Raw genomic sequence first — 12,033 nt, forward strand, 5'->3', positions numbered from 1 at the left:
GCCGCCGGTTCCGATCCGAGTCGTCGGGGGGATCGCGTGCCGTCGTCAGCGGCTTCGTCTCGACCGGCTTCGTCTCGACCGGCGGGCTCGACCGGCGGGCTCGGCGGGGCGGCGAGGTGGCGGGCTCGGCGGGGCGGCGGGCCTGCTCAGGGTGATGAGCGGGGCCGCAAGTCGCTCTGCCCGGGGAGGGCCTGCCGAAGCGAGCCTCCCCGGGCAGGGGGTGGAGGTACGTCGCGTCGCAGGCCCGGTCGCGGCGCGAACCGCGCTGGGCGCGTGGCACGGGCCGGTCCGTCATGAGCCGGACCGTCCTGGGCACAGCCGCCGGGCGAGCGCCGCGGGCGGACCCGCGGGATGCGGCCTAGGACCGGTTGAACAGGCCGCCGCCGTCGTCGTCGCGGTCGCCGAACCAGAACTGCTCCCACCAGTCCACGATGCCGTCTTCGTCGCCGTGGCTGTACGAGGAGGCGGAGGGCGCGGTGGCCGCGTTCGCGGGCGTTCCGCCCAGGAGTACGGCGGCGGCCATCGCGGCGAACACGGCGGTACGGGCGAACAGGATTTTCACGAGGATGTTCCTTTCGAGTGATGATCTCATTCAGTGGCGGGGCCGTTTCACGAACAGGGAGAAACCGCCGCTCCTCGGGATGCAGGAGAACTGGCGGATCTCTCCGCTCCACCACAGGGCCTCGCCGGCCGCGTCGCAGAGTCGCGCGCCGTCGAAGCCGGCCACGAAGTCCCAGCCCTGCCCCTCGGGGCCCGCGGCGTGCGCGGTGTGCGGGAACGACGTGACGGCCACCGCGGCCAGGGCGGCGGCCGTGCGGCGGACGGCCCGCGGTCCCCGGTTTCCGGGCTTCGACTCGGTCATGGTTCCTGCCTTTCCTGCCGTAGTCCGGATCGGGGGGGCGGCGGTCCGTTCCGCTCCCGTACGCATGTGGGCACGCCGGGACCCTTTGCCCTGCCGATACGTATCGTAGTTGATCCAATACTTTAGGTAATGATTTGGATGGGAGGATGAGGCTGCCCACAGCCGGACGGTGGACTTACCTTCCAGCCAGGTCGTCCCGCATCCGAGTACCTGACCTGCGCCTTCACGGACTCGATGCGATCAGCTGGGCCGGCGGGCCGGGCTTGCGGCGCATCGCGGCGGTCACTCAGAGCTTCCCGGCCATTGCCTTAGGTAATTTCTTCGCTACCATGCGTAGCGGAGCGGTAAAGCGTGGTTCCGGGCCGGGGCGCGATCCCCGCCGGGGTTCCGCATGCCGCGGCCCGCTCCTCATGTCCCCCATGACCAGGGAGTTCTCGCATGTCCAGAAGTTTCGGCAGGAGTGGCCGCCGGGCGGCGGCCGTCGCGGCGTTCACCGCCCTGTGCGCCGTGGCGCCGCTGTCGGCCGCGCAGGCCGCCGAGCACGGTCCGTGGCAGCGCTGGCGCTACGTCGACACCTTCGGCACCGAGCCGGTGTGCGAGAAGGCGGGCGAGCTGCTCATGATCTTCGGTGAGGCGCGGGACTACCGCTGCGTCGAGAGGCGCGACGGCTACGCCCTGTTCACCCGCTCCGGCCGGTACGACCGGGACTGACCGCCAGGCGGATCGGGTCCGGTACGACCGACGGGAGGCGTCCAGTGCTCGGCAGACGAAAACGGGGGCTGCGGCCGGAGGGCCACCTCGCCGGCCTCGCCGTCTGGGCCATGGCCCACCGCCGCCGGGTACTGGGCGCCACCGGCGTGCTGGCCCTGCTGTTCGGGCTCCTCTCGCTCGACCTCCAGGACCGGCTGTCCAACGGCGGGTTCACCGCCCGCGGCACCGAGGCCGCGCGCGCCGACGCGCTGCTGTCGCGGCACTTCAGCGCCAAGCCGCCCGACCTGGTGCTGAGGGCGGCCTCCCCGGAGCCGGTCGACTCGCCGCGGGCGGCGGCGGCCGGCGGCGCGCTCACCCGCGCGGTGGCGGCCCACCCCGGTGTCGCGGGCGTCCAGTCGTACTGGACGTCCCGCTCCCCCGACCTGCGCGGCACCGGCCACCGGACCGCGCTGCTCACGGTCGACCTCGCCGGCGACGACGACGCCGCCGCGCGCACGGCCGAACGGCTCGTCCCCGCGGTGGACCGCGGGTTCCGGCCGCTCGCCGTGTCGGCCACCGGCCCGGTCTGGTCCAACGTGCAGACCGTCCGGCAGTGCCGCGAGGACCTGCACCGGTCCGAGATCCTCATCGTGCCGCTGGCGGCGGTGATCCTGCTGGTCGCGTTCCGCTCCGCGTTCGTGGCGCTGTGCCCGGTCGTCATCGGCGGCGTGGTCATCGTGTGCACCCTGGCCGTCCTCCGGCTGCTGGCGAACGTGATGCCCGTGTCGGTGTTCGCGCCGAACCTGACGACCGCGATGGGCTTCGGGCTCGCGATCGACTACAGCCTGTTCCTGGTCAGCCGCCACCGCGAGGAGCTGGCGCGCGGCGTGCCCGCCGAGTACGCCGTGCAGCGCAGCATGAGCACCGCCGGGCGGACCGTGCTGTTCTCGGCGCTCACCGTGGCGCTGGCCACGTCGAGCCTGCTGGTCTTCCCCGTCGAAGGGCTGCGCTCGCTGGCCTGGGCGGCGATCGCGGTCGTGCTGCTCGCCGCCGCCGTCACGCTGCTGATGGTGCCGCCGATGCTCGCCGCCGCCGGTCCCCTCGTCCACTGGGACCCGTTCACGCGCCCGCGCCGCCCCGCGCCGCAGGCGTCCCCGGCGCGGCCCGCCAGGCCGCGGGGCGCGGCGGTGCTCGGACTGCTCGCCATGGCCTCGGCCGCGTCCCTGGCCTCCCGCGCCGGCGGCACGGCGGTTTCCGGACGGGGACGGGTACGGGCATCCGCCGGCCTGCTCACCGGCGTCCTCTTAACCGGTGCGTTCCTGGTGGGGCCCTCTGCACGCCGCAGGCCGCGGCAGCCCGCGTCCCGGCACGATCCGCCCCGCGACCCGGCCCAGGCCGAGAGCCGCGCCTGGCGCCGCATCGCCACCGCCGCCACCCGGGCGCCGGTCCTCCTCGGCGGAACCTGCGTGATCGTCCTCCTGGTGCTGGCCGTTCCCTTCCTGGACGCCCGCTTCGGCATCGCCGACGAGCGGGTGCTCCCCGCGAGCGCCGAGTCGCACGCCACGGCACGGCACATCGCCCGCGAGTTCGCGCACCCCGTCGACCGCGAGATCAAGGTGGTGCTCCCGCGGCAGGACCCGTCCCGCCCGGCCGAGCGCGCCGAGATCGACCGTTACGCGCGCAGCCTCGCCGCCCTCCCCGGCGTCGTGGTCGTCCGAACCGTGACGGGCGCCTACCCCGGCGGCGGGCGGCCCGCGCCGCCGGCGGCCCCCGAGCAGGCGGGCCGGTACGCGGCGCACGGCGCGACGCTCCTCACCCTCTCCGGGCGGTACGGCTCCCAGTCCGAGCCGGCCGGGCGCCTGCTCGACCGCGTCCGCGCGGTCGATCCGCCGGGGGAACGCCTGATCACGGGACGGACCGCGCAGGCAGCCGACACCGTCGCCGCCATCGGCGACGCGCTGCCCGCGGCCGCCGCGGTCGCCTCGGGCGGCACGCTGGTCCTGCTGTTCCTGTTCACCGGCGGCCTCCTGGTGGCGGTCAAGGCGGTGGTGCTCGGCGCGCTGAGCCTCACCGCGAGCTGCGGCGCCATCGTCGCCGTCTTCCAGCACGGCCATCTGCGCGAACTCGCGGGCGACCTCACGGTCACCGGCCACCTGGAGACGATGTCGCTCCTGCTCGCCGTCACCGTCGCCTTCGGCCTGTCGGTCGACTACGAGGTCTTCCTGCTCTCCCGGATCAAGGAGCACCACCGGGCGACCGGCGACCACACCGGCGCCATCGTCACCGGAATCGCGCGGACCGGCCGGCTCGTCACGGTCGCCGCGCTGGCCGTGGCGCTCTCGATCGGCATCCTCATCACCTCGGGCAACACCATCCTGAAGGTGACCGGATTCGGGATCGCGCTCGCGGTGCTGGTGGACGCCACCCTCGTCCGCGGGCTGCTCGTCCCCGCCTTCATGCGGCTCACCGGACCGGCCAACTGGTGGGCGCCCGCACCGCTGGCCCGGCTGCACGACCGCATCGGCCTCACCGAACCCGAACTCGCCTACCCGTCCCGCGCCCGCCGCTGGCTCACGGCCGCCTCGGCCCGGCGCCGCCGGCGCCGCTCCGCGGCGTTCCCCGCCCGCGCGAGCCCCCGGCGTTCCACACCACCGACCGTGCACCGCCACAAGGAGGACAGATGACCGTACGGAACGTTCTGCTCACCGGCGCCACCGGCGTGCTCGGCAGCGCCCTGCTGCCCCGGCTCCAGGGCCACCGCGTGATCTCGATGACGCACCGCGGCCAGTGCTCCGGCCCGTCCGTCCGCGGCGACGTCGCCCTCCCGCTCCTCGGCCTCGACGCGGGCACGTACCAGTGGATGACCGAGCTGGTCGACACCGTCGTCCACTGCGCGGCGGTGACCGACTTCGCGACGCCCGCCGAACGCACCGGCGACACCAACGTGCGCGGTACGCAGAACATCCTGGCGTTCACCCGCGACGCGGGCGCCCGCCTCGTCCACGTCTCCACCGCGTTCGTCGCCCGCGCCGAGCAGGCCGCCCGTTCCGCGGGCGACGCGCTCCCGGGCCTGGAGACGTCCCGCGCCTACATCGACTCCAAGGTGGAGGCCGAACACCACGTCCGCCGCTCGGGCCTTCCCGCCGTCATCGCCCGCCCCTCCATCGTGATCGGCGACTCCGAGACCGGCTGGTCGCCGCGCCCGCAGGGCCTGTTCCTCATGGCCCAGGCGGCCCTCAACGGCGACCTCCCCGCGCTGCTGCCCGGCTCCGCGCGCACCCGCTTCGACCTCATCCCCCGCGACATCGCCGCCGCGGCCCTCGCCGCCCTCGTCGACTCGGACATCGACACGGGCGAGTACTGGCTGACCGGCGGAGACGCGGCCCTCTCGCTGCCGCGCGCGCTCGATCTCACCCGGGACACCGCCCGCGACCTCGGGCTCGACTTCACCCCGTACCGGCTCGTACCACCCCGTACCGCCGCCCGCCTCGCGGACCGCGACTCCACCGCCCCCGGCGCCCGCCACCTTCACAGCCTCTTGGCGCTCGTCCACCTGCTGGACGAGGTGGACCCGTTCCCGACCTGCCTCGGCCGCCTCCCCTCGGGTCCCCCTCCCCTGACCCCCACGGCCGTAGAGAACGCCTACCGCGCCCTGGTCACCCACCTCATCGAGTGCGGCGCCGGCCGCTCCCGAAAACTCACCCCATCCCACGCCGACTGACTCGACACGCGCCAGAACGACCCCCATGAATAGCCACAACACCCTTTCCCCAAGGCAATTGGGGGCACTTCCTCAAGTCGGCGGCGTCCCCTGCCCCTTTCCGCGCGCCTCGGCGGCTTGCGCCAGAGCCTGCGGGGCGGTGCCGGTGAAGCCGTCGGCGACGGTCGGGACGTTCACGGGCTCCGTGATCGCTTGAGTGCCTGTGCATCCCGTTCATTGGCACCGTTCGCGGTGATCCGCCTCAGACGCGCGAGCAGGCGGCGCCTCAACCGCCTGACCAACGTCGCGTCCATGTAGGCGCGGCGTGCACGATCGGGCCGTCGCGCACGCGCAGGACCAACAGCCCGGGGGACGGTGTCGCCTTGCCGCCGACCGTGCCGAAAACGGTGTGCCCGGTGACGCCCCCACCGGGACAACGCTCTGAATAGATGTCCACGTCACCGATGTCGGTGACGCGGGCCGGCACGGCACCCCACGAGGCCGAGTGGCGCACCCAGAGTTCCGCCCCACCCGTTCAGCCGGACCGGTATCCCGTCCACACGGACGGGGGAACTCATGTACGCCGGCCTCGGCGTAGGGCTGGGGCGAACCGGTCGGCCGACTTGAGGCACATGGCGCCGTGGTACCTGCGAACGCCCTCCATCTCAGGCCCTCGCGGGCGGTGCACGTCGGGGGTGGTTCGCGCGGGGTTGGCTCGGGTTGTGTGATGGCGGGTCATGGGTGGTGGAGAGGGAGTCGGGGGCCGGCGGATTCCGCCAAGGGACTGCGGTTGTGGAGGCGGGCCAGGGGGCGGGGGGACCACCAGTTGGCGGGGCCGGTCAGCTGCATGAAGGCGGGGACCAGGAGTCCGCGTACCAGGGTGGCGTCTACGAGGACGGCGAGGGCCAGGCCCAGGCCGTTCATCTTCAGGACGGTGTTGGAGGAGGTGACCAGGGCGCCCATCGAGATGGCCACGACCAGTGCGGCGGCGGTGACGAGGCGGCCGGTGCGGGCGATGCCGGTGATGATCGACGCGGTGTGCCGGCCGGTGGCGGCGTACAGCTCCTTGATCCGGGACAGCAGGAAGACCTCGTAGTCGATGGACAGGCCGAACGCGATCGTGAAGGCCAGCAGGAGGGTCATCGCGTCCAGGCGTCCGGTCTCGGTGAAGCCGCCGACGAGGTCCTTGGCATGGCCGTCCTGGAAGATCCAGACGATGGCGCCGAAGCTGGCCGTGAGGCTGAGGGCGCCGAGCAGGAGTGCCTTGAGGGAGACCAGCAGGCCTCCGGTGAAGAGGAAGAGCAGGATGAACGTGGAGCCGCCGATGATCGCCAGGGCCTTGGGAAGTGCGCGTTCCATGACGTGGAGGGTGTCGAGCGACTGCGCCGCGGCGCCCGTCACGTGGCGGCGGCCGGGCGCGTGGACGGCGCGGACGCGTTCGACGAGGCGTTTGCCTTCGGCCGACTGGGGGTCGACGTCGCTGGCGATGTGGAGTCTCACCGCACCTTTGGCGGCGTAACGGCCGGGCGCGTTGCCTTTGCGGCGCTCGCGCACGTAGTGGCCGCTGGTCGTCTTCACCGAGATGACGTGGGGTTGGGCGGAGAGCCGCCGGGCGTAGCGGTCGAGATGGGAACGGCAGGGTGTGGACGGGAGGACGACGGTCAGGCCGCGCCCCATCGGCTCGGCGAAGTCGCGGCCGATGCGGTCGGCGACCGCGTGCGCGTCAACGTGGGCGGGCAGGATGCGTTCGTCGGTGAGCCCGAAGCGCGCATGCCCGAACGGCAGCGCGAGCAGGACGAGGACGAGCGCGCAGCCGCCGCCTAGGAGGACCGGTCGGCGCGTCACCACTTCGGCGACACGCCGCCAGACGGGGCTGTCCACCTCGTACGGGGACGCGGCCGCCCGCCGGAACCTCAGCACGTTCCGCACCGACAATCCCGCCAGGGGCGTGCCGAAAACCGCCCCGCTGACGGCGAACCGCCCGCGTGACCGCCCGTCGAGCGCGTGCCACCGCGAGCCACGGGCGGCCTGCGTGTTCCTTGTGGGCGCCGCCGCCCGACCTGCCCCCGAGGACCCGCCCAAGCGGAGCTTGGAGAGCGAGAACCGGAAGCCTGACGAGGACCGTTCAGGGATGGAGGGAGCGAGGTTTCTGCTGCGCGGCGTCGCTCGGTCCGGCTTAGCGGAGCGGAACGCGGCGAAGGGGAAGCGGCGGCCACGCGCGAGTGGAGCCGAGGCAGGAGCGGGCCCGGCTGGGGCGGACGCGAACGCTCGGCTCGGCCTGGTGGAAGGGAACCTGGCGAAGGAGAAGCGGCCACCCCGCACCGGTGGAGCCGAGGCAGGACCGAGCCCGGCTGGGGTGGGCGGGAACGCTCGCTCCGGACTGGTGGAACGGAACCTGGCGAAGGAGAAGCGGCGGCCACGCGCAGGCGGAACAGAGGTGGGAGTGGGCCGGGATGGGGTGGGTGGGAAGGCTCGGCCCGGCCTGGTGGAGCGGGACGCGGCTAACGGAAAGCGGTCGACGCGCGCGGGTGGAGGAGAGGTGGGAGTGGGTCGGGCTGGGGTGGGTGGGGTTGTTCTGTTCAGGAGGGATCTTGCTGCTCGGGTGAGGGTGGGGGTCAGGAGGAGGGCGGTCAGGATCAGGGTGCCGCCCAGGAGGACGGGCGGGCGGCGGCGTGGGGGGTGGCGGCGGAGGCGGGCGAAGACGTCGTGGTGGTTGATGCGGGTGCCGATGAGGGCGAGCAGGGCCGGGAGGACTAGGAGGGCCGCGGCGGCGGCCATCAGGACGACCGTCATCGCGCTGCAGGCCAGGGAGCGCAGGGCGGGGAGCGGGAAGGCCAGGAGGCCGGAGAGGGCGACCGTCACGGTGACCGCGGAGAACAGGACGGTGCGGCCCGCGGTGGCCATGGCGCGTTCGAGGGCGGCGGGTACGGTCAGGCCGCGGGCGAGCTCCTCGCGGTAGCGGGTGACGAGGAACAGGCTGTAGTCGATCGCGAGGCCGAAGCCGATCGCGGTGGCGAGGTTGGGGACGAGCACCGAGACGGACATGGCCTTCGCCAGTAAGCGCATGGCCGCGAGGGTCGCGATGACGCCGAGGGCACCGACGACGGCGGGCAGCATCGCCGCGTACACCGAGCCGAAGGTCGCCAGCAGGATCAGGATCGTGATCGGGACGACGATGAGCTCCGCGCGCCGCTGGTCCTCCTTGCCCTGCTCGATGAAGCGGACGTTGGTCCAGGCGGGGCCGGCCGCCTGGACGGTGAACGGGCGGGCCATCTCGGCGGCTCGGGGGACGAGGCGTTCGGCGGTGCGGGTGGCGCGCGCGTCGTCGCCGGTGAGGACGATCGCGATGAGCGCGGACCGCCGGTCGCGGGAGCGGAGGTCGGCGGAGTGCGGGCTCCAGTACGAGCGGACGCTCTTCACGCCGGGCCGGGCGGCCAGCAGGCGGGTCAGCCGCCGCCCGCGTTCGGCGGTCTCGTCGTCGTCGACGTGTCCCCCGGTGCGGACCATGAGGATCAGGTCCGGGGGGCGCGTCTCGAAGCGCTGGGAGAGCAGGCGGTCGGCGCGGGCGGACTGGGTGCCGCCGGCGGTGTAGCCGCCGTTGGAGAGGTGGTCGGACACTCCGTTGGCGGCCAGGCCCAGGAGCAGTGCCGCGGCGGCGGCGAGTCCCAGGACGGGGCCGCGGTGCCGGGCGCACAGCCGGCCGAACCCGCCCAGCAGGCGGCCGGGGCGGCGGCCCCGCCGTAACGACAGCATGGCCCTCCTGGCGGGTGGCTACGGGACGTTCTGGGACGGCCTGGACCTGCGGGACCGGCCGAGCCCGCGCAGCAGGTCGCCGATCAGGGACTCGCCGGGCGGGTCGCGGCGGGGCCGCGGCAGGTCGATGGGGCCCATGAGCTCGCGGATGTTCTGGGTGAACTCCTCGTAGATCCAGTCGGGGCTCACCCGGTCCGGCGACGGCAGCCGGTCGTGGCGGGCGAACCGGCGGGCCACCTCCCGCTCGGACTCGGCGCCCTGCCCGATGTCGAAGCGCAGCTTGAGCAGCGAGCAGTAGCGGCCGGGCACGGCGGGCAGGTGGACCCGCAGGCGCTGGAGCGCGAGCGCGCGGCGGCCGATGGCGCCGGCCTCGTCGGCGGCGAGGTACTCGGCGTACAGGTCGCCGACCCGGCGGAGCTGGTCGATGAGGAGGTCGCGGCCCTGCCTGTCGCGGACCTGCGCGTACTCCTCGCGCAGCCGCCGCTCGACCTCCTCGCGCTCGCCGCGCAGGCGGACCTCGGTCCGGCGCATCTCGCGGGCGAAGACCCACAGCGCGACCAGGAAACCGCAGGTCGTGATGATGGCGGCGCAGGAGGGGGCCACGTCCGACGCCAGGTCGGAGCCGGCCGCCGGTCCCGTTGGCAGCATGAACGTCCTTTTCGGTTGTCAGGGGATCAGGCGGTCCCACCACCAGGCGATGGCCGCGATGGGCAGCGGCTCGGCGCTCTCGTCGGACGGGCGGTCGACGCAGCTCTGCGCGCCGGGCGTGGTGTCCTCGAGCTCCATGCCGTGGTAGCGCGGGGCCCGCATGGCCCAGTCGAGGTTGCCGCGGACGGCGTGCCCGAGGCAGGTCAGGTAGAGCCGCAGCTCCTCGCTCGCGCCGGGGCGGGCGGCCTCGCGCAGCAGCAGGAAGCGCCGCATCACGCGGTCGCGCAGGCCGACCGCCCGCGCCATCGCCTCCTCGTGGGCGAGGCCCTCGTGGTGGGCCAGGACGTTGACGATGTTCTGCGCCCTGTCCTGGGTGTGCCGCTCGCGGTGGTACGAGTAGAGGTCGTTGTCCCAGGAGGCGATGAGGATGGCCATCTCGGTCAGGGCGCGGACGGCGGGCGAGTCGTGCTCGCGGGCCGGCACCTCGGCGGCGTTGGCGATCTCCAGCATCGCCAGCGTGGGGGCGCCGCCCGCGCTGTGCAGCCGCATGGCGGTGTAGGCGGCCAGGTCGGGCATGTGGCCGCGGCGCTGGTTGGCGATCTGCCAGGCGACCGCGAACAGCCAGGCGCGGTGCGCCTCGCAGAACCGGCGGACCTGGACGGGCGTGGCGCACTCCTGGAACGAGCGCCCGATGTCCTGGAGGGCGACCAGCAGCGGATCGTCGCCCATCGGCGCGGACGGCGCCTCCAGGGCCCGCTGGATGGGACCGGCCATGGCCAGGAAGCGCTCCGGGCGGGCGGCGATCGGGCCGGTGTCGCACCGGCTGTCGTCGAAGACGAAGCCCCAGTAGACCCAGTGCGCGGCCATCTGGACGTTGAGCTCGGGGCCGTACGGGGCGAAGCGCGCGTAGAACTCGGCGCTGTTGGTGCCGATCACCCGCCGGCGGTCGGTGTCGTCCTGGTAGAGGCGGACGCGGTCGAGCCACTCCACGGCCCGGCGCTCGATCACCTCCACACGGGGATGGATGGCGGGCTCCACGGGGCAGTAGACCGGCGGCACTTCCAGGGGCGGTCCTATGCTCATCGGGCTCCTGTCGGGGTGCGGGGATCTGCTCGGCCATGACGCTTCGCCGAACCGATTATTACATAGAGTCATAGCTCATGACCCTGAGTTAGCGGAAGGCAGTCCGCAGGTTTGCCCGAGGGGTCAGCTGCTGCGGTCCGCCAGGAACTCCGCGAGCGCCACGAGCTCGGCCGTCGCGGCGGCGTCCAGGTCGAGCCCGGCCAGCGTGGCCAGGGCGGTGTCCAGGTGGCGGCGGGCGAGGTCCTCGGCGGCGTCGCGGCCGCCCGCGGCGGCGATGAGCTCCGCCGTACGGCGCAGGTCGTCCTCGTCGCGCGCGCGGTCCAGCAGGTCCACCAGCCGGGCGTCCGCCACGGGCGCGGCCAGCGCCGCCAGGACGGGCAGCGTCTTCTTCCGGCGGCGCAGGTCGCTGTGGACGGGTTTCCCGGTGACGTCGGGGTCGCCCCAGATGCCGAGGACGTCGTCCACCATCTGGAACGCGAGGCCGAGGTGGCGGCCCGCCTCGGCGAGGCCGCCGGCCACCGCCGCGGGGGCGCCGGCGAGCACCGCGCCGATCGCGGCGGAGCAGCCGAGCAGCGCGCCGGTCTTGCGGACGGCCATGTCCCGGTACTCCTCGACCGTCACGGCGCCGGTCCCCGTCCACGGCCGGGTCTCGAACGACACGTCGGCCGCCTGGCCGCCGACCAGTTCCATCAGCGCGCCGCACAGCAGCCGGGACGCCTCGGCGCGCTCGTCGCCCGGGGAGGAGGCGAGCGTCTCCAGCGCCAGGGCCAGCAGCGCGTCGCCGGTCAGCAGCGCCGGCCCGACGCCGTAGGCCTTCCATGCGGTGGGCCGGTGCCGGCGCCGCTCGTCGCCGTCCATGATGTCGTCGTGCACGAGGGAGAAGACGTGCACCAGCTCGACGGCGACGGCGCCGGGCACGCCGGTCTCGGGGGGCGCGCCCGCGGCGCGGGCGCCGAGCACGGCCAGGGCCGGCCGCAGCCCCTTGCCACCGCCGTCCGGGACGAACGCGCCGCCGGCGTCGCGCCAGCCCAGGGTGAACCCCGACATCGCCTCCAGCCGCGGGTCGAGGGTGGCCACCGCCGCGCGCAGCGCCGGCCACACCAGTTCGCGGCACCGGGACAGGGTGTCCGCCGCCGCGCCGTTCGCCGTCCGCATGTTCATCCGCCGCTCCTGATCGCTGGGTCCGGGTCCCGGGCGCGCTCGCGCGCGGGCCGTCGGGGCGTTCGGAGAAATTGCCGGGCGGCGGCGGCGCGAAACGTTCGGCGGGCCGCCGGAAATAGCACGAACGCGCGGCTTG

At 74.0% G+C, this 12,033-nt stretch carries 9 protein-coding genes; 3 read left to right on the forward strand and 6 right to left on the reverse strand.

What is annotated here, in order from left to right; all coding sequences use genetic code 11:
* Nucleotides 1-358: 358 nt before the first annotated feature.
* Both AB0881_RS13270 and AB0881_RS13275 read right to left on the reverse strand, forming a co-directional pair.
* Nucleotides 359-562, reverse strand: coding sequence for a hypothetical protein (locus AB0881_RS13270; RefSeq protein ID WP_366616825.1), 204 nt, complete (start codon nucleotides 560-562; stop codon nucleotides 359-361).
* Nucleotides 563-592: 30 nt separating this feature from the next.
* The gene (locus tag AB0881_RS13275; RefSeq protein WP_366616827.1) at nucleotides 593-862 is read right to left on the reverse strand and encodes a hypothetical protein; all 270 of its coding nucleotides are present in this window, start codon (nucleotides 860-862) and stop codon (nucleotides 593-595) included.
* Between the two features lie 438 nt (nucleotides 863-1,300).
* On the opposite strand from AB0881_RS13275, the gene AB0881_RS13280 reads away from it, so the two are divergent.
* The 3 genes from AB0881_RS13280 to AB0881_RS13290 are packed head-to-tail and all read left to right on the forward strand — an operon-like array spanning nucleotide 1,301 to nucleotide 5,273.
* The gene (locus AB0881_RS13280) at nucleotides 1,301-1,573 is read left to right on the forward strand and encodes a hypothetical protein (RefSeq protein WP_366616829.1); all 273 of its coding nucleotides are present in this window, start codon (nucleotides 1,301-1,303) and stop codon (nucleotides 1,571-1,573) included.
* Between the two features lie 44 nt (nucleotides 1,574-1,617).
* Entirely contained in the window at nucleotides 1,618-4,236 is a 2,619-nt protein-coding gene (locus AB0881_RS13285) for an MMPL family transporter (protein WP_366616830.1), read from the forward strand.
* Nucleotides 4,233-5,273, forward strand: a complete 1,041-nt coding sequence (locus tag AB0881_RS13290; RefSeq protein ID WP_366616831.1) for an SDR family oxidoreductase — start codon at nucleotides 4,233-4,235, stop codon at nucleotides 5,271-5,273. The genes AB0881_RS13285 and AB0881_RS13290 overlap by 4 nt, the downstream gene beginning before the upstream one ends.
* Before the next feature lie 714 nt (nucleotides 5,274-5,987).
* Here the strand turns inward: AB0881_RS13290 and AB0881_RS13295 are convergent.
* From AB0881_RS13295 to AB0881_RS13310, 4 genes are all read right to left on the reverse strand, one after another.
* On the reverse strand, nucleotides 5,988-9,005 hold the full coding sequence (locus tag AB0881_RS13295) for an MMPL family transporter (protein WP_366616832.1): 3,018 nt from the start codon (nucleotides 9,003-9,005) through the stop codon (nucleotides 5,988-5,990).
* 18 nt (nucleotides 9,006-9,023) lie between these two features.
* Nucleotides 9,024-9,653 carry a hypothetical protein gene (locus AB0881_RS13300; protein ID WP_366616833.1) on the reverse strand — a complete coding sequence of 210 codons (630 nt, stop codon included), beginning with the start codon at nucleotides 9,651-9,653 and terminating at the stop codon, nucleotides 9,024-9,026.
* Between the two features lie 18 nt (nucleotides 9,654-9,671).
* Nucleotides 9,672-10,736 carry a hypothetical protein gene (locus tag AB0881_RS13305; RefSeq protein ID WP_366616834.1) on the reverse strand — a complete coding sequence of 355 codons (1,065 nt, stop codon included), beginning with the start codon at nucleotides 10,734-10,736 and terminating at the stop codon, nucleotides 9,672-9,674.
* Nucleotides 10,737-10,859: 123 nt separating this feature from the next.
* A complete protein-coding gene (locus tag AB0881_RS13310) occupies nucleotides 10,860-11,897 on the reverse strand; it encodes a polyprenyl synthetase family protein (protein WP_366616835.1) in 1,038 nt (345 codons plus the stop codon).
* Nucleotides 11,898-12,033: the final 136 nt, after the last annotated feature.

It is taken from the genome of Spirillospora sp. NPDC029432, from assembly GCF_040703975.1.
In the GTDB taxonomy this organism is placed as follows: Bacteria; Actinomycetota; Actinomycetes; order Streptosporangiales; family Streptosporangiaceae; genus Spirillospora.